The organism is Nocardioides sp. R-C-SC26 (assembly GCF_021246465.1).
Lineage (GTDB): Bacteria > Actinomycetota > Actinomycetes > Propionibacteriales > Nocardioidaceae > Nocardioides.
This window is the reverse complement of record NZ_JAHRHK010000001.1, coordinates 177,155-193,785: the sequence shown is the minus strand read 5'-3', so window position 1 is coordinate 193,785 and position 16,631 is coordinate 177,155. Positions and strand designations below refer to the sequence as shown.

Sequence of the window (16,631 nt, the reverse complement as noted above, 5' to 3'; positions counted from 1 at the left end):
CGCCGCTGATCGCAAAGGGCTCACTCTTCCGACTCGTCGACGTCGCGCCACATCTCGCGTCGGCGACGCAGTTCTTCACGCAGATCCGCCTGGATCTGCTCGGCCCGACGTCGCTCGAAGGCCAGGATCATCGCCACGACGAAGACGGTCACCGCGATCGTGAGGACGAGGTCGAGCACCATGCCTCCCGGTACCCGCGGCGCGCGATCGTGATCGCTGGTCGCGGACATCGCCAGTCCGATGACGGTCCTACGGCGCGACGCGATGACTGAGCGAATGAGGCTCGGCGTTTGCCTAGGACCCTTAGGAAACGTACCGTCGAGTGCATGGAGCACCTCACCGAGCGCGAGATCCGCGGCTCGTTCGTGAACGGCACGCGAGGCGACGCCCAGCGGATGCACCTGCCCGATCTGACCGAACAGCGGTGGCCGGGCCTGGACTTCCTCGGTTGGGTCGACCCGAAGGCGCCCCAGCAGTCGCACCTCGTGCTCCGGGACGACGACGGCGCACCGCTCGGCGTCCACCTGCGGCGCAACACCAGTGCGGCCGGCCTGACGCGCGCTCGGATGTGCTCGCTGTGCTGCACGACCCATCCCGGCTCCGGGGTGGCGTTGATGGTCGCCCCTCGGGCCGGTCGTGCGGGCCGCGACGGCAACACCGTCGGCATCGAGGTGTGTACCGACCTGCGGTGCTCGGGGTACCTGCGTGGCTGGGCACCCGCGCCGACCGTGAGTCTCGTGCACGAGACCCTGTCGACCGAGGAGCAGGTTGCACGGCTGCGCCGCAATCTGCAGGACTTCGTCGATCGGGTGCGCCGGTGAGTCGTGCCGGGCTGAGCCCGGAGCGTCTGACGCGGGCCGCGGCCGACCTGGCCGACGAGGTCGGGTTGGAGCACGTCACTCTCTCCGCGCTCGCGCGCCGCTTCGAGGTGACGCTGCCCAGCCTGTACTCCCATGTCCGAGGCTCGGAGGACCTTCGGGAGCGCATCTCCCTGCTCGCGCTCGCCGAGCTCGCCGAGCGGGGCGGCGTCGCACTCGCCGGGCTCTCCGGCAAGGACGCCCTCCTCGCCCTGGGCGGGCTGTACCGCGGCTACGCCGCGGAGCATCCGGGGCCAGATGCGCGCGCCCGGCAGCTGCATCTGACGACCACCGAGGAGTCGGTGCAGGTCGCGGCCCGCCTGCACCGCCTCCACGACGCCGTACTGCGCGGCTATCCCGTACCCGACGACGAGCGCCCGCACGCCGTCCGGTTCATCGGTGCGACGATCCGAGGCTTCGTCGAGCTCGAAACTGGTGGCGCCTTCGACCACAGCCCTCCCCCGAGCCAGAGGTCGTGGGAACGGGCGCTCGACGTGATCGACACCGCCCTGCGGTCGTGGCCCCGCGGAAGCGACCGTCACGAAGCGTGAGTGCCTTCGGCCTCACGGCGCTGGCTGGTCGTGCACGGGGAGCTGCACCGTCACCACCGTGCCCGCACCCAGGCGACTCTCGATCGCCACCGACCCGCCGTGCGCATCGACGATGCTGCGCACCAAGGCGAGCCCCAGCCCGGCACCCGGCCGATGATCCGCCGCAGCGTTCTGCCCGCGATAGAGGCGGTCAAAGACGCGGTCGATGTCGTCGGCTGCGATCCCGGGACCGGTGTCCGCAACCCGGAGCACGACGCTGTCGGTCAGAGGCTCCAACGACACCTCGACGCTGTCGCCGGACCGTGCGAACTTCACCGCGTTGCCGACGAGGTTCTCCACCACCTGTCGCACGCGCAGTCGATCTGCCTGCGCGGGCGAGCGCGGCGGGTTGCACGCGCCGAGCACCACGCCGGCAGCCAGGGCCACCGGTCGCGCTTCGCGCACGACGTCGGCGACGAGCTCGCCCAGGTCGACGGCCTCCAGGTCCAGGCGGAGATGCGCCAGGTTGGCGACGGCCAAGGTCAGCAGGTCGCTGACGAGCTGCAGTTCTCGGCGCGCATTGCGTTCGATCGCCTGCAGCATCGCCTGGGCCTGCTCACCGGCAAGCTCTCCGGGCTCGTCTGCGAGCAGCTCGGCGTAGCCGAGGATCGAGGTCAGCGGCGTCCGGAGCTCGTGGGTCACCGTCGCGAGGAACTCATCGCGCATCCGATCCGCCTCAGCCTCCAGCTCCAGGCGCGAGGTGACGTCGCGAACCGTGGCGACGGTATGCCGCCCGGTCTCCCCCTCGATGGACGCCAACGAGATCTCGGCGGGGAACTCCGACCCGTCGCGACGTGTCGCGGAGAGCTGCAACAGCCCCATCGGCCGGTGCTGGTAAGCGCCGCGTCGCCGCGGATGAGTGGACCGCAGCCGGGCCGGAACCAGCGCCTCGACGGACTGTCCCTCCAACTCGGCGGGCTCGTAGCCGAACACCTCGCGCACCTGGGTGTTGGCGGTGACGATCACGCCGGCGCCATCGACGATCACCACCGCGTCGGGCACGGCGTCCAGCGCCGCGCGCAGGAGGTCGGAGATCCCGCCTCGCGCGGTCGGGTCGACCTCATCCCACGACATGCCCGCCCCCTCGCCACGATCGCCGCACAGCGGCCCGCGCGACCTCCCCGACGCGCAACGGCTCAACGTTCCCACACCGGGTCCCGGTCTCGGGCCACGCGAGGGTCGCCGGAGGCGCGGACCCGGTGAAAACGCGCCGAGGCGGCCCGTCTGGGCCGCCTCGACGCCGGTTCGCTGCGGAACCTGTACCGGTGGAGGTGAGGGGACTCGAACCCCTGACCCCCTGCATGCCATGCAGGTGCGCTACCAGCTGCGCCACACCCCCGGGGTCATCACCGACACGTCGGCGACTCGGAGAACATTAGCAACGGGGGTGGCGAAGGTGAAATCTGGGGTCGCTCCCCGCGACGGCTGGTCGGACGGCAGCCCCAGACGCCGTCAGGGAGCGGTGCGGTTGTAGGCCAGCAGGCGCCACCCGGACCACGGATCACCGCCCGTCGGCTCGACCTCGACGAGGTGAACCCAGCCGCAGTTCTCCAGGCCACGAAAGGTGAACACGGTGGCCGGATCCCACCCCAGCACGGTGCCGACGGCGATCCGGATCGCAGCGCCGTGGCTGACGACGACACCGGTCTCGCCGGCTCCGAGGCCGGCGAGCACGTCGCCCAGCACCGCGAGCATCCGCACGCCGACCTCGGCGGTGGACTCCCCGCCGGGGATGCCGTCCCACTCGCCGAGTCGGAAGCGCTCGAACTCGTCGGGGTAGCGCTCGGCGTACTCGTCGTGGGTGATGCCCTGGCGATCGCCGAGGCAGGTCTCCCGCAGCCGCTCGTCGGTGCGGACGGCGAGTCCACACTCCCCCGCGACGGCCTCGGCGGTCTTCTGGGCGCGCGAGAGGTCCGAGGACCACACCAGCGTCGGCGCGAGCGCACCGACCACGGGCGCGACGGCGCGCGCCTGCGCGCGCCCGACGTCGTCCAGCGGCGCGTCGAGCTGCCCCTGGATCCGACGCTCGGCGTTCCAGGCGGTGCGGCCGTGACGCAGCAGGACCAGGGAGCGGGTCACCGCTCGCGCGAGACGACGTCCGCCGGCAGCGTGATCGTCGGGCAGTCGCGCCACAGCCGCTCGAGGGCGTAGAACTGACGCTCCTCCTCGTGCTGCACGTGGACCACGATGTCGCCGTAGTCGATGAGGACCCAACGGCCCTCCTTGTGACCCTCGCGACGGATCGGCTTGGCGCCGAGCTCGCGGAGCTTGTCCTCGACCTCGTCGACGATCGCCTTGACCTGGCGGTCGTTGCCGGCCGAGGCGAGCACGAACGCATCGGTGATCGCGAGCTGCTCGCTGACGTCGAAGGCGATGATCTGCTGGGCGAGCTTGTCGCTGGCGGCGCGCGCCGCGGCGACGACCAGTTCGATCGCGTAGTCGGTGGCGGTCATGGAAGTCCCTCCGGAGGCCCCGTGTAGAGCCGATGCTTGGTGATGTACTGGACGACGCCGTCGGGCACCAGGTACCAGACCGGCCGGCCCTGGCGCTGCCGCTCGCGGCAGTCGGTGGAGCTGATGGACAGAGCGGGGATGTCGAGCAGGGTCACCCGGTCGGCCGGGATCGCCTCGATCGTGTCCGGATCGAACTCCGACCCCGGCCGCGCGCACCCCACGAAGTGCGCCAGCTCGAAGAGCCGGTCGGCCTCGCGCCAGCCGAAGATCTCGGTCAGGGCGTCCGCCCCGGTGATGAAGTACAGGTCGGCGTCCGGCATGGTCATCGAGAGATCGCGCAGGGTGTCGATCGTGTACGTGGGTCCCGGCCGGTCGATGTCGACGCGCGAGACCCGGAAGCGCGGGTTGGCCGCGGTCGCCACCACCGTCATCAGATACCGGTGCTCGGCGGGCGAGACGCTGCGGTCGGCCTTCTGCCAGGGCTGGCCCGTCGGCACGAAGACGACCTCGTCGAGCTCGAAGAACGCCTGCGCCTCCGAGGCCGCGACCAGGTGCCCGTGGTGGATCGGGTCGAACGTGCCCCCCATGACGCCGACGCGTCGGCGCGAGGTCGTGCCGACGTCGGAGGTCACGGGATCGGACTCAGCTGTGGTCCCGGCCCCCGCCGAACGCCATCAGCGCGAACAGCATGCCCAACAGGATGGCGAGCGCGAGACCGCCGATCACCCACGGCGAGACGGCCGGGTCACCGTGGTGCTCGACCTCCTCGGACGCACGGAGGACGGCAGTGTGGAGCAGGCTCAACGACATGGCCGCATCCTATCCGCTGGCACGCCCCCGCCGCGGCCCGACCCGGAGGGCGGCACCCATCCCGACGATGTCGCGATGCCGCACGCTCGCAGCCGGCCGCGGACTCAGTGCAGGGCGAAGTCCACGCCGAGGAAGAGGAGCGTGAAGCGCAGGCTGCGGCCGATGAACACGGTCGGGATGAACAGCCACATCGGCATCTTCAGCAGACCGCCCACCGCTGCCATCACCAGCAGCGGCGGCACCCCTACCGACGCCGCCAGGAACATAATCGCCACGGCGTAGACCGGGCGACCTTCCATCCGCTGCTGCCACCGCAGGTAGCCGCTTCGGATCTTGGGGTTGGAGAGCTTCTTCTGCGCCCACGCCGAGTCGACGCCGCGGCGGGCGGCCTCGTACCAGATGATCTTGCCGACCGTGGCTCCGGCGCCGGCCGCGATGCCGAGTGAGATCGCCGTACCGGTGCCGCCCTCGGCAGCGCCGGCTCCGAGGATGTAGACCTCGATGGGCAGGAACGGGATGAGCGCCGACGCGATGCTGATCGCAAAGGTCGTGAGCCACAGCCACATCAGGCCGGCTTCCGCTCCGTCACCGGGGGAACCGGAAGGCCGAGCTGCAGCAGCCACCGCAGCGAGACGCACTTGAGGACGACGAGCGCGGTCGCGATGATCACGCCGAGCCACCACCACCCGGTGACGAGCAGGAGCACGGCGAAGAGCGAGGAGTTCACCGCCTTGGCCGGCTTCGACCAGTTCCACATGTAGATGCGGCGGTCGACCTCGTAGAAGTAGTTGGGACTGCGGATCGGCCAGGCGAGGAAGGCCAGCGACAGGAAGAAGTCGATGACCATGAACTCGAAGAGGTAGATCGCGACGGGCAGCACCATCTCGTGCTCCAGAGCCGCGAAGCCGAGGTAGAAGGCCGCGCAGTTGAGCCGGTCGCACAGCATGTCCATGACGCCGCCGATACGCGTCTCGCAGTCGAAGCGGCGTGCGTAGGCGCCGTCGGCCATGTCGCCGATCCAGTAGACGCCGAGGCCGACGACCAACCAGGTCAGGTCCTCCTGCCACACGCCGACCAGGCACAGCGCGAACGAGGCGATCGTGCGCGCGAACGTGATGACGGTGGCACCGGTCCACAGCCGCTCGGCAGCCGGATCGGCGTGCGTCGCGTGACTCACCTCGTGCACGCGCGGCACCCTACCGGTCTGCGATGACGCCCCGGCACCTGGACGGCGCCGACGGGCCACGGATCAGCGCACGTGCCCGTCGCCGGTGACGATGAACTTGGTCGAGGTCATCTCCGGCAGCCCCATCGGCCCCCGGGCGTGCAGCTTCTGCGTGCTGATCCCGATCTCGGCGCCGAAGCCGAACTCGCCGCCATCGGTGAACCGGGTGCTCGCGTTGACCAGGACGGCTGCCGAGTCGACCGCAGCGGTGAACCGCCGCGCGGTCGCCTGGTCACGGGTCAGGATCGCCTCGGTGTGACCGCTGGAGTAGCGACGGATGTGCGCGATCGCCGCGTCGACGTCGGCGACGACCGCGACGGACATGTCGAGGGAGAGGTACTCCCGCTCGTAGTCGTCCTCGGAGGCGATCTCGACGCCGTGCAGTCGCGCGGTCGTCTCGTCGCCGTGGATCGTCACGCCGGCCTCCTGCAGGGCCTGCACGACGCGCGGTAGGAAGGAGTCCGTGAGGTCGGCATGCACGAGCAGCGACTCCGCGGAGTTGCAGACGCTGGTGCGGTGGGTCTTGGCGTTCATCACGACCGCCAGCGCCTGGTCGAGGTCGGCCGCCGCATCGACGTAGACGTGGCAGTTGCCCACACCCGTCTCGACCACCGGCACCGTGGACTCCTCGACGACGGCCTGGATCAGGCCCGCTCCCCCGCGAGGGATCAGCACGTCCACGAGCCCGCGCGCCCGCATCAGGGCCTTGACGGTGTCGTGGGAGTCGGCCGGGACCAGCTGGATGACGTCGGCGGGCAGCCCGACGTCCTCCACGGCGTCGCGCAGTGCCGCGACGATGGCCGCGTTGGAGCACGAAGCGCTCGAGGAGCCGCGCAGCAGGACGGCGTTGCCGGACTTCAGGCAGATGCCTGCGGCGTCCGCCGTCACGTTCGGGCGAGCCTCGTAGATCATCCCGACGACACCGAACGGGACGCGCACCTGCCGCAACTCGAGGCCGTTCGCGAGGGTGCTGCCTCGCACGACCTCCCCGACGGGGTCGGCCAGCCCCGCGACGTCGCGGAGCCCCTGCGCCATGCCCTCGAGCCGCTCGGTCGTCAGGCGGAGCCGGTCGACGACGTTCGGCGGGGTGCCACCGGACTCGGCGCGGGCGACGTCGTCGGCGTTTGCGGCGAGGATCTCCGCCTCGTGGTCGGTCAACGAGGCCGCCATCGCGTGCAGCGCAGCGTCCTTGACGGAGCGGGTGGCGAGCGCGAGATCGTGGCTGGCCTCGCGGGCACGCACCGCGAGCGTGCGGACGTCGTCGGCGGTGGTGTCGGTCACCGCACCAGCCTAGTGCCGAGAGCACGACGTTCTCGGACCGTTGGTGCCGCCATGGCACGCACCTCGCCGCGTTGGCGTGGCGGGAGATACCCCGGGTAGCCCTGCGCGATGGCCGCCTTGCGCTGCACGCACCGGGAACACGCGAACCGTTTCAGAACTTCTCGGACGCACCACTGGCGAGGCGATCTCCCAGGCCGCGCGACACTCGATCCGACGCGCAACCGAATGGCGATCCGCGGCGTCTACCTTGGCAGCGTGCGGCACCGGGCCGCACCCGTCGCTCGGAGGAAACGTGCCTCGACCTCGCCGCCATCTCACCGTGGCCACCACAGCACTGGGCCTGGGGCTCGCCCTGATCGCCCCCAGTACGGCACTCGCCAGCGCGACCGCTTCGGCCCCCTCGGCAGCGTCGCGGGCGGACGACGCTCCGACGTCGGTGGCGCCCGGTGAGCCGACGCCCAACGCCGTCTCGCTCGAACTCTCGGTGCCGCGCCGCCAGGTCGTCATGGGCGGCGGCTCGCGGGTCTACTCCGATCTCGGCGCACGATTGATCGCCCACGGTGCCTCGTTCCAGCTGAACGCGATCCGCACCTCCTACAGCAAGCCCGTCACCGCCAGCGTCGACCAGGGTGGACACGTCCGCACCCTTCCGGTCGGCTCGATGAAGACGCTGTCCGGCCTGGACAGGTTCATCCGGCTGCGCGTGCAGCCGATCAACGCCCAGGGCAAGCCTGCGGGCAAGGCCTACGGCATCGCCCGCGATGTCTGTCTCGGCGCCGTGACCGAGCGCACCGAGCCCGATGCGGCGCCGACCTCGCCCTACCCGCAGGTGTGTCAGTACAACCCGTACAGCCTCGGCGGCGTGATGGGCATCCAAGAGGGCTGGGCCTCGAGCATGATCGACCCCTACGGCAGCCTGCTGATGCGCCCGGGCCGCTACGACGTCGAGGTGTCGCTGCGTCCCGTCGTCGCGCGAGCGCTCGGCGTCAAGGGCCCGACGTCGGCCCGTACCCGCGTCGTCGTGGAGTCCTACGAGGAGGAGCCGCACGGCGGCGGAGGCCACCATGCGGTCGGACGCGCGACGGTGTCACCGGACGCTCCCTCGACCTCGGGTCCTCGAGGCCGCCGGCTCACGCCGTCGGAGGGCGGACCTGCGCCGGATCTGCGGTCGCTTCCGGCCTGGGGCATCCAGCTCTCCCCGTCGGGCAAGTACCTGCAGTTCTCCGCGACCGTGTGGAACGCCGGTGACAGCCCGCTCGTCGTCGACGGGTTCCGCCGTCCGGGCAAGGACCTGATGGACGGCTACCAGTACTTCTTCGACGCCGAGGGCAACCAGGTCGGCTATCAGCCGGTGGGCACCTTCGAGTGGGACTCCAAGGACACCCACCTGCACTGGCACTTCCGCGACTTCGCGACGTACACGCTGCTGCGCGCGGACAAGTCGCGGATCGTGAAGTCCCGCAAGGAGGCGTTCTGCCTCGCCAACACCGACGCCGTCGACCTGACGGTGCGAGGCGCGACATGGGAGGCTTACAACGAGGACCTCTCGACCGCCTGCGGCGACTACTCCTCGCGGTCCATCCGCGAGGTGCTGCTCTCGGGCTGGGGCGACACCTACGCCCAGTTCCGCGCCGGCCAGTCGTTCAAGATCGCCGATCTGCCCAACGGCGCCTACTACATCGAGGTGGCGGCCAACCCCAGCCGCAATCTGGTCGAGAGCGACGAGTCCAACAACGACTCGCTGCGCAAGATCTGGCTCGGCGGCACGCCGGGCAAGCGCACCCTGCGCGTGGCCAAGGTCGGGATCGTCAGCGAGCCGGCCCAGGATCGGTTCGAGGGCGGTCGCTGACCCACCCCCGGTGTTGACCCGTCTTTACTTGAAGACGGGTCGACGTGCGGAGTGGGTCAGATCGTCACTTGCGCGCGTTGATCTGCTCGGTGGCAGCCGGCAGGACGGCGTGCAGGTCACCGACGACGCCGAAGTCGACGAGCTCGAAGATCGGCGCCTCCTCGTCCTTGTTGACCGCGACGATCGTCTTGGAGGTCTGCATGCCGGCGCGGTGCTGGATCGCGCCGGAGATGCCGTTGGCGACGTAGAGCTGCGGCGAGACGACCTTGCCGGTCTGGCCGACCTGGAAGGTGTGCGGCTTCCAACCCGAGTCGACGGCGGCGCGCGAGGCACCGACCGCAGCGCCCAGCGCGTCGGCCAGGTTCTCCACCGACTCGAAGTCGCCGCCGGTGCCGCGACCGCCCGAGACCACGATGGCGGCCTCGGTCAGTTCGGGGCGTCCGGTCGACTGACGCGGCTGCGAGGCCACGATCTGAGCCTTCTTCGCGTCGTCGGAGATGGTGGCGGCGAACTCCTCGACGGCACCCGCGCCCGCCTCCTCCACCGGGGCGGCCGCGTTCGGCTTCACCGCGATGATCGGCGTGCCCTGGGTCACCTTGGCCTGCACGGTGTAGTTGCCGGCGAAGACACTCTGGGTGGTCGTGCCGTCGTCGGCGACGTCCACGGCGTCGGTGATCAGGCCGGACTTCAGGCGGATGGCGAGACGCCCCGCGATCTCCTTGCCCTCACCGCTGGACACCACCAGGATCGCGGCGGGCGAGGCCTTCTCGGCGAGCTGCTGGAGCACCTCGACCTTGGGGACGACCAGGTAGCCCTTGATCTCGGCGTCGTCGACGGCGTAGATCTTCTCGGCGCCGAACGCCTTCAACTTCTCCGCGGCGCCCGACGCCTGGTCGGAACCACCGATGAAGACGGCGGACGGCGAGCCGAGCCGCTTGGCGATCGCCAGCAGCTCGAGGGTGGGCTTGCGGATGGCACCGTCGACATGGTCGACGAGGACCAGAACCTCAGACATGTTGTGAACTCCTCTTCCTGGTCCGCTGCTCAGATGAACTTCTTCGACGCGAGGAACTCGGTCAGCGCGGTCGCGCCGGAGCCGTCCTCGTCCTTGACGATCTCGCCGGCCGTGCGCGGCGGGCGGGCGGCGGTGTCGGCCACCTCGCTCCACGACACGGAGAGGCCGACCTCCGAAGCGTCGACGCCGAGGTCGCCGAGGGTCAGGGTCTCCAGCGGCTTCTTCTTCGCGGCCATGATGCCCTTGAAGGAGGGGTAGCGCGCCTCGCCGGTCTGGTCGGTCACCGAGAGCACCAGCGGCATCTGCGCGCCGATGACCTCGGTCGCGGTGTCGCCGTCGCGCTTGATCCGGACCTGGTCGCCCTGGGTCTCCACGACGGCGGCCAGGGTGACCTGCGGGAGCCCGAGACGCTCGGCGAGCATCGCCGGGACGACGCTCATGCCAGCGTCGGTCGAGGCCATACCGCACATGACGAGGTCGGGCACGCCGATCTTCTCCACGGCCTTGGCGAGCACGAGCGAGGTCGCGATCGCGTCCGAGCCGGCGATGGCGTCGTCGTTGATGTGAACGCCCTCGTCGGCGCCCATCTGCAGGGCCTTGCGGACGGCGGCGACGGCCTTGTCGGGACCGACGCAGAGCGCGGTCACCTTGATCTCCTCGCCCTCGCGCTTCTCGCGGATCTGGAGCGCCTGCTCCACCGCGTACTCGTCGAGCTCGGACAGCAGACCGTCGACTCCGTCGCGGTCAACGGTGTTGTCCGACTCGAACCGCCGGTCAGCGGTCGCGTCGGGGACGTACTTCACACAGACGACAATGTTCATGGTGGTGTGGCCCGGAGGCCCCTCCTGATTGCACTCGGGTGACGGCGCCGTCGGGCGCAGCCAGATGATGCGACAAGGGATGCAGCTTGAGATCCAGCACGGGATGCAACGAGCCGCTGCAACCAACGGGTGAGGTTACCGTCGGTTCACTTCCGCCGGTACCTACGTCCAGCAGCAATCGGCCCTCCGTGGCCGAGATCACTCGCCACGGACACCGTTCGGTCCGGCGCGGAACGCCCCGCCTCAGCGACCGTGGAAGACCGCCTTGCCCGGCCCCTGCTCCACGAACGAGGTCATGCCCGACGTGCGGTCCTCGGTGGCGAACAGGGCCGCGAACTGCTGGCGCTCGATCTCCAGACCCGTCTCGAGGTCGACTTCGAGGCCGCGGTCGATGCACTCCTTCGCCGCGCGGACGGCGTAGGAGGCCGCGCCGCTGAACTGCCGAGCCCACGACAGGGCCTCGCTGTAGACCTGGTCGGCCGGGACCAGACGATCGACGAGCCCGATGGCCAGCGCCTCGTCGGCCTTGACGAACCGGCCGGTGAAGATGATGTCCTTCGCCTTGCTCGGGCCGACCAGCCGGCTCAGCCGCTGGGTCCCCCCGGCCCCGGGGATGATGCCCAGCAGCACCTCGGGCTGGCCGAGGGTGGCGTTCTCGGCGGCGATCCGCACGTCTGCGGCGAGGGCCAGCTCGCAGCCACCGCCGAGCGCGTAGCCGGTGATCGCGGCCACGACCGGCTTGGGGATCCGCGCGACGGCGGAGACCGCGGAGGTGATCGAGTGGGAGACCTTGACCATCTCGGCGTAGGAGAGGTCGGCCATCTCCTTGACGTCGTTGCCCGCGGCGAAGACCCGCTCGCCGCCGTACAGGACGACCGCCCGGACGTCGTCACGCGCGGACGCCTCGGCCGCGGCGTCCCGCAACTCGTCCTGCACCTGGATGCTGATCGCGTTCATCTTCGGCCGGTCCAGCCGGATCGTGCCCACGCCGTCGGCCACCTCGAGCCGCACGAACTCACCCATCGTCACTCCTTCGTTGCCGGCCGCTCGCGTGCGCACCGGTTGTCGTAACACGCCGCTCCTATCATTCCCGGCGTGACCCTCGGCGTGTGGAACACCCTCGGTGAAGCCTCCGACGTCTGGCCGGGGCGGATGGAGCCGCTCGGTGCCACGTGGCGCGCCGACGCCACCAACTTCGCCGTCTTCGCACCTCGGGCGGAGGCCTGCTGGGTGTGCCTGATCGACGAGGACGGGGGTGAGTCGCGCTACCGGCTGCGGGAGCAGACCCTCGGCATCTGGCACGGCGCGATCCCGGGCGTCACCCCCGGCGTCCGCTACGGATTCCGGGTCGACGGTCCGTGGGAGCCGACGCAGGGGCTGCGCTTCAACCCGCACAAGATCCTGCTCGATCCGTTCGCGCGCGCCGTCAGCGGCGAGCTGACCCCGGGCCAGCCGGTGCATGGATACGCCTTCGGCGACGCCGAGCGGCGCGACGAGCACGATTCGCTCGGCTCGGTCCCCCTCGGCGTGGTCACCGGCCCGGACAACTTCGACTGGGGCGAGGACGCTCCACGCCGCCAACGCTGGCGCGACACGGTCATCTACGAGTTGCACGTCAAGGGCATGACCGCCCTCCACGACCTGGTGCCCGAGCACCTGCGTGGCACGTACGCCGGACTCGCGACTCCGGCGGTGATCGACTACCTGCGCGACCTCGGCGTCACCGCCGTCGAGCTGCTGCCGGTGCACCAGTCGGTCTCGGAGCCCGGCGTCGTCGAACGCGGGCTGACCAACTACTGGGGCTACAACACCATCGGCTACTTCGCGCCCCACCACCAGTACTCCGCGAGCGGTGACCGCGGGCAGCAGGTCGTCGAGTTCAAGCAGATGGTCAAGGCGTTCCACGACGCCGACATCGAGGTCTACCTCGACGTCGTCTACAACCACACCGCCGAGGCCGGTCCGCTCGGACCGACGCTGTCGATGCGCGGACTGGACGACGCCGGCTTCTACACCCGCGTCGCCACCGGGCCGGCGCCCGCGACCGAGGTCGGCACCCCCACCGACGCCGAGACCGACGCGGCCGCCGAGGACGACCGGTCCCTCGCGCCGTGGGACGCGTACTGGGACGCCACCGGCTGCGGCAACACCGTCGATGCCGACAACCCGTTCGCGCTGCGACTGATCCTGGACTCCCTCCGGTACTGGGCGACCGAGATGCACGTCGACGGATTCCGGTTCGACCTGCTCTCGGCGCTGACCCGGGTCGACCACGAGGTCGACATGCGCTGCCATCTGATGACGGCCATCGGCCAGGACCCGGTGCTCCGTGGCGTCAAACTGATCGCCGAGCCGTGGGACGCGACCATGACCGGGTACCTGGTCGGTCGGTGCCCACCGCCGTGGGTGGAGTGGAACGACCAGTACCGCGACGTCATCAGGGACTTCTGGCGCGGACACTCCGACGGAATCCGCACCGTCGCGACCCGCCTGGCCGGCTCCTCCGACCTCTATGCCGACGACGGCCGCTCGCCCTACGCCTCGGTCAACTTCGTCACCGCCCACGACGGGTTCACCCTGCGCGACCTGGTCAGCTACGACCGCAAGCACAACGAGGCCAACGGCGAGGACAACCGCGACGGCACCGACGACAACAGGTCGCACAACCACGGCGTCGAGGGTGAGACCGACGACCCCGACGTGGTCGCGCGGCGCCGGCGGACCGCTGCGAACGTGATGGCGACGCTGTGCCTCTCCAACGGTGTGCCGATGCTGACCGCCGGCGACGAGCGCGGGCGCACCCAGCGCGGCAACAACAACGCCTACTGCCAGGACAACGAGATCTCGTGGGTCGACTGGAGCGACGACGGAGCATGGCACGACGTCGCGGAGGTCACCCGGACGGCGCTCCGGCTGCGCCGCGACCACCCGGCACTGCGCCAGCGGCACTGGTTCGAGGGACGACCCACCATCGAAGGCGGCCCCAAGGACCTCACCTGGGTGCATCCTTCAGGTCGGGAGATGACCGAGGCCGATTGGCACGACGACTCGCTCCGCACGGTGGCGATGTGGGTGCTCGGCAGTCCGCTTCGCTCCCCCGGCCCTCGCGGCGAGCAGCAGATGGACGCCTCGTTCGCGCTGTGGTTCCACGCCGGGCACGACGCGATCGACGTCGTGCTGCCACAGAATCCGTGGGTCAGCGCCGGGGAGGTCGTGCTCTCCACCGACCCCGAGCTCGCCGTCGGCACACGCCTTCGCATCGGCGAGACCGTGCGTCTCTCCGGGCCGTGCGTGCTCGTCGTGCGTGAGCTCGCCTCGCCCTGATCAGAGCGCCGAGCGCCGTCGGGGTCAGGACGCCGCGGACTGCTCGCCGTCGCCGTCGACCCGGATCAGGCCGCTGAGGATCCGGCGAGCGGCGACGAGGAGGTCGCGCACCTCCGGGGCGCTGACGGTGTAGATCACCTCGCCGGCCTGGCGACGCGAGACCACCAGCGAGGTGCGCCGCAGGACGGCCAACTGCTGGGACAGATTGCTGGCCTCGACCGGGATCTGCTCCAGCAGCTCGTGCACGGCGTGGTCGCGCTCGGAGAGCAGCTCGAGGATGCGGATGCGCGTGGGGTGGCCGAGAGTCTTGAAGAACTCCGCCTTGGCTTGATACAGCGGCACGCTCATCGCCGCGACCACCTACTCTGTCGGTTGCCCCCGGACGCGATTGCGTCGCACAGCACGCTACACGAATTGAAGAACTATTCAATCTGTGTAGAGTCGGGGCGCCCGCGCGTTGGAGCGCGGGGAATCATCCACGGTGGAGAGGACCAGCAACAGCATGCTCGACGCAGACGACGTCAAGAAGGCGCTCGACGAGGCAGGGCTGACCAACGCGGACGTACGTGACTACGTCGTCCACTGGGCCGGCGTCACCGGTGCCGACCGCGTCGAGGTCGTCAGCGCGGCCGACGATGCGCGACTGGTCGCCGAGTCTCTCGAGGCGGGCGAGCTGCTCCCCGCGGGCGAGGGGCGCTACTACTCGCGCAGCTATTTCAAGGACACCGCGCGCGCCGAAGAGCGCACGATCGTCGCCACGAGCGACGAGGCGGACAAGGGCGTCTACAACAACTGGCGCCCTGCGGCGGAGATGAAGCCCAAGCTCATCGAGCTGATGACCGGGGCGTCGGCCGGCAAGACGATGTACGTCATCCCCTACCTGATGGCGCCGCAGGGCTCGCCCCTGGAGAAGTTCGCCGCGGGCGTCGAGCTCACCGACAACCGCAGCGTCGTGCTGCAGATGATCCGGATGGCCCGCGTGGGCGTCGAGTTCATCAACGACCTCGGCGACTCCTTCGTCAAGGCCGTCCACGTCACCGGCGACCTGGAGAACCTCGGGCAGGGCACGCCCGACGACAAGCGCTACTTCGTGACCGTCGCCGACGAGCGCACCATCCTCCACTTCGGTTCCTCCTACGGCGGCAACGCGCTGCTCGGCAAGATCGCCCACGGTCTGCGCCAGGGCTCCTTCGACGGCTGGAAGAACGGCTTCCTGGTCGAGCAGTTCATGCTGCTCGGCATCGTCGACAAGGAGACCGGCCGCAAGTACCACATCTGCGGCGGCTTCCCCTCGGCCTCGGGCAAGACCAACCTCGCGATGACCCTGGCCCCCGACGCACTGGGCGACCGCTACTACGTGGAGTTCTACGGCGACGACATCGCCTGGCTCTGGGTCGGCGAGGACGGCAAGCTCTACGGGATGAACCCCGAGTTCGGAGTCTTCGGCGTCGCCAAGGACACCAACGAGCTCACCAACCCGACCGCGATCGACTCCATCGTCCCCGGCACCGGCGCGATCTTCACCAACGTCGCCTACAACGACAAGCTCGAGGAGGTCTGGTGGGAGGGTCGCGGCGACAAGCCGACCGACCTCGACGGCTGGATGGACTGGAAGGGCGAGCGCATCGCCGACCGGTCACCCGAGGAGGCCGACGCGCCGTGGGCCCACCCGAACAGCCGCTTCACCACGACTCTGGCCAACGTCCCGAACGTCGCCAAGGACTTCGAGGAGCCCGCGGGCGTCGAGATCCACGGCATCATCTTCGGTGGCCGCACGCGCGACCGTGAGCCGCTGATCCGTGCGATCGACGACATCGCCGAGGGCGTCTACGACGGCCTCACGCTCGGCGCCGAGGCGACCGCCGCGGCCGACGGCCTCGAGGGCGTGCTCCGCTACGACCCGATGTCGATGCGCCCGTTCATGTCCTACTCCGAGGCCGACTACGCCGCGCACTGGCTCGAGGTCATCGGCCGCGCGACGACCAAGCCGATCTTCGCGCACGTGAACTGGTTCCAGCGCGGCGACGACGGCCGCTTCCTGTGGCCGGGCTACCGCGAGAACCTGCGCCCGCTCGTGTGGCTCATGCAGTACCAGAACGGCGAGGTCAGCGGCGTCCAGACGCCCGTCGGCGTCATCCCCGCCCGCGAGGAGCTGCTTTTGGACGGTCTCGACGAGCAGACCCTCGCCGACCTCGACACGGTGCTGACCATCGACGTCGAGCGCTGGAAGCAGGAGATGGGTCACCGCGAGAAGCACCTGCACCAGTTCGACGGCCTGCCCGACGCCATCTGGGAGGCGCACCGCCGGGTCGCCGGCGAACTCGACGCCTGATCCAGCACGACACTGACGGGGTGTCGTTCGTCCGCGGACGAACGACACCCCGTCGGCGTCGTGTCGCTGGACGG

At 70.1% G+C, this 16,631-nt stretch carries 18 protein-coding genes and 1 tRNA gene; 5 read left to right on the top strand and 14 right to left on the bottom strand.

Going from position 1 to position 16,631, the window contains the following annotated elements; genetic code table 11:
• Positions 1-20: 20 nt before the first annotated feature.
• Entirely contained in the window at positions 21-230 is a 210-nt protein-coding gene (locus KSO97_RS00910; RefSeq protein WP_232675909.1) for a hypothetical protein, read from the bottom strand.
• 96 nt (positions 231-326) lie between these two features.
• Between KSO97_RS00910 and KSO97_RS00905 the strand changes: the two genes are divergently transcribed.
• Together KSO97_RS00905 and KSO97_RS00900 are read left to right on the top strand one after the other, a co-directional pair.
• Positions 327-821 (top strand): FBP domain-containing protein, encoded by a 495-nt coding sequence (locus KSO97_RS00905; RefSeq protein ID WP_232675908.1) that lies wholly within the window; start codon positions 327-329, stop codon positions 819-821.
• A complete protein-coding gene (locus tag KSO97_RS00900) occupies positions 818-1,408 on the top strand; it encodes a TetR/AcrR family transcriptional regulator (protein ID WP_232675906.1) in 591 nt (196 codons plus the stop codon). The genes KSO97_RS00905 and KSO97_RS00900 overlap by 4 nt, the downstream gene beginning before the upstream one ends.
• A 12-nt stretch (positions 1,409-1,420) precedes the next feature.
• Here KSO97_RS00900 and KSO97_RS00895 read toward each other — a convergent pair whose 3' ends face one another.
• The 9 genes from KSO97_RS00895 to KSO97_RS00855 all read right to left on the bottom strand — a co-directional run bounded on the left by KSO97_RS00895 (position 1,421) and on the right by KSO97_RS00855 (position 7,216).
• Complete coding sequence (locus tag KSO97_RS00895; RefSeq protein ID WP_232675905.1) at positions 1,421-2,521, bottom strand: cell wall metabolism sensor histidine kinase WalK; 1,101 nt, start codon at positions 2,519-2,521, stop codon at positions 1,421-1,423.
• 192 nt (positions 2,522-2,713) lie between these two features.
• Positions 2,714-2,786: transfer RNA gene (locus tag KSO97_RS00890), tRNA-Ala, on the bottom strand.
• A gap of 113 nt (positions 2,787-2,899) precedes the next feature.
• A complete protein-coding gene (locus KSO97_RS00885) occupies positions 2,900-3,526 on the bottom strand; it encodes a histidine phosphatase family protein (protein ID WP_232675904.1) in 627 nt (208 codons plus the stop codon).
• Positions 3,523-3,900 carry a ribosome silencing factor gene (gene rsfS, locus KSO97_RS00880; RefSeq protein ID WP_232675903.1) on the bottom strand — a complete coding sequence of 126 codons (378 nt, stop codon included), beginning with the start codon at positions 3,898-3,900 and terminating at the stop codon, positions 3,523-3,525. Before rsfS ends, KSO97_RS00885 begins: the two co-directional genes overlap by 4 nt.
• Complete coding sequence (gene nadD, locus KSO97_RS00875) at positions 3,897-4,532, bottom strand: nicotinate-nucleotide adenylyltransferase (protein ID WP_308188242.1); 636 nt, start codon at positions 4,530-4,532, stop codon at positions 3,897-3,899. Before nadD ends, rsfS begins: the two co-directional genes overlap by 4 nt.
• 10 nt (positions 4,533-4,542) lie before the next feature.
• Positions 4,543-4,710, bottom strand: a complete 168-nt coding sequence (locus tag KSO97_RS00870; protein ID WP_232675902.1) for a hypothetical protein — start codon at positions 4,708-4,710, stop codon at positions 4,543-4,545.
• Between the two features lie 104 nt (positions 4,711-4,814).
• Positions 4,815-5,276, bottom strand: a complete 462-nt coding sequence (locus KSO97_RS00865; protein WP_232675901.1) for a hypothetical protein — start codon at positions 5,274-5,276, stop codon at positions 4,815-4,817.
• Complete coding sequence (locus KSO97_RS00860; RefSeq protein ID WP_232675900.1) at positions 5,276-5,896, bottom strand: CDP-alcohol phosphatidyltransferase family protein; 621 nt, start codon at positions 5,894-5,896, stop codon at positions 5,276-5,278. The genes KSO97_RS00865 and KSO97_RS00860 overlap by 1 nt, the downstream gene beginning before the upstream one ends.
• A gap of 63 nt (positions 5,897-5,959) precedes the next feature.
• Positions 5,960-7,216: a glutamate-5-semialdehyde dehydrogenase gene (locus KSO97_RS00855; protein ID WP_232675899.1), complete on the bottom strand. Its 1,257-nt coding sequence runs from the start codon at positions 7,214-7,216 to the stop codon at positions 5,960-5,962.
• A 319-nt stretch (positions 7,217-7,535) separates the two neighbouring features.
• Between KSO97_RS00855 and KSO97_RS18100 the strand changes: the two genes are divergently transcribed.
• Positions 7,536-9,065, top strand: a complete 1,530-nt coding sequence (locus KSO97_RS18100) for a lysyl oxidase family protein (protein ID WP_232675898.1) — start codon at positions 7,536-7,538, stop codon at positions 9,063-9,065.
• A gap of 64 nt (positions 9,066-9,129) precedes the next feature.
• On the opposite strand, the gene KSO97_RS00845 is transcribed toward KSO97_RS18100, so the two are convergent.
• From KSO97_RS00845 to KSO97_RS00835, 3 genes are all read right to left on the bottom strand, one after another.
• Entirely contained in the window at positions 9,130-10,080 is a 951-nt protein-coding gene (locus KSO97_RS00845) for an electron transfer flavoprotein subunit alpha/FixB family protein (protein ID WP_232675897.1), read from the bottom strand.
• Positions 10,081-10,109: 29 nt separating this feature from the next.
• A complete protein-coding gene (locus tag KSO97_RS00840) occupies positions 10,110-10,901 on the bottom strand; it encodes an electron transfer flavoprotein subunit beta/FixA family protein (protein WP_269781776.1) in 792 nt (263 codons plus the stop codon).
• 243 nt (positions 10,902-11,144) lie between these two features.
• Entirely contained in the window at positions 11,145-11,924 is a 780-nt protein-coding gene (locus KSO97_RS00835) for an enoyl-CoA hydratase/isomerase family protein (protein ID WP_232675894.1), read from the bottom strand.
• Between the two features lie 72 nt (positions 11,925-11,996).
• Between KSO97_RS00835 and KSO97_RS00830 the strand changes: the two genes are divergently transcribed.
• Positions 11,997-14,225 carry a glycogen-debranching protein gene (locus KSO97_RS00830; protein ID WP_232675893.1) on the top strand — a complete coding sequence of 743 codons (2,229 nt, stop codon included), beginning with the start codon at positions 11,997-11,999 and terminating at the stop codon, positions 14,223-14,225.
• A 24-nt stretch (positions 14,226-14,249) separates the two neighbouring features.
• Here KSO97_RS00830 and KSO97_RS00825 read toward each other — a convergent pair whose 3' ends face one another.
• Entirely contained in the window at positions 14,250-14,573 is a 324-nt protein-coding gene (locus KSO97_RS00825; RefSeq protein ID WP_232675892.1) for a helix-turn-helix transcriptional regulator, read from the bottom strand.
• 154 nt (positions 14,574-14,727) lie between these two features.
• Between KSO97_RS00825 and KSO97_RS00820 the strand changes: the two genes are divergently transcribed.
• Positions 14,728-16,557, top strand: coding sequence for a phosphoenolpyruvate carboxykinase (GTP) (locus KSO97_RS00820; protein ID WP_232675891.1), 1,830 nt, complete (start codon positions 14,728-14,730; stop codon positions 16,555-16,557).
• The last annotated feature ends 74 nt before the right edge of the window (positions 16,558-16,631 follow it).

Bases quoted from the DNA above. Each gene is read 5' to 3' on its own strand.
- KSO97_RS00910 (WP_232675909.1), bottom strand. From the start codon at position 230: ATGTCCGCGACCAGCGATCACGATCGCGCGCCGCGGGTACCGGGAGGC.
- KSO97_RS00905 (WP_232675908.1), top strand. From the start codon at position 327: ATGGAGCACCTCACCGAGCGCGAGATCCGCGGCTCGTTCGTGAACGGC.
- KSO97_RS00895 (WP_232675905.1), bottom strand. From the start codon at position 2,521: ATGTCGTGGGATGAGGTCGACCCGACCGCGCGAGGCGGGATCTCCGAC.
- rsfS (WP_232675903.1), bottom strand. From the start codon at position 3,900: ATGACCGCCACCGACTACGCGATCGAACTGGTCGTCGCCGCGGCGCGC.
- KSO97_RS00870 (WP_232675902.1), bottom strand. From the start codon at position 4,710: ATGTCGTTGAGCCTGCTCCACACTGCCGTCCTCCGTGCGTCCGAGGAG.
- KSO97_RS00865 (WP_232675901.1), bottom strand. From the start codon at position 5,276: ATGTGGCTGTGGCTCACGACCTTTGCGATCAGCATCGCGTCGGCGCTC.
- KSO97_RS00845 (WP_232675897.1), bottom strand. From the start codon at position 10,080: ATGTCTGAGGTTCTGGTCCTCGTCGACCATGTCGACGGTGCCATCCGC.
- KSO97_RS00840 (WP_269781776.1), bottom strand. From the start codon at position 10,901: ATGAACATTGTCGTCTGTGTGAAGTACGTCCCCGACGCGACCGCTGAC.
- KSO97_RS00835 (WP_232675894.1), bottom strand. From the start codon at position 11,924: ATGGGTGAGTTCGTGCGGCTCGAGGTGGCCGACGGCGTGGGCACGATC.
- KSO97_RS00825 (WP_232675892.1), bottom strand. From the start codon at position 14,573: ATGAGCGTGCCGCTGTATCAAGCCAAGGCGGAGTTCTTCAAGACTCTC.
- KSO97_RS00820 (WP_232675891.1), top strand. From the start codon at position 14,728: ATGCTCGACGCAGACGACGTCAAGAAGGCGCTCGACGAGGCAGGGCTG.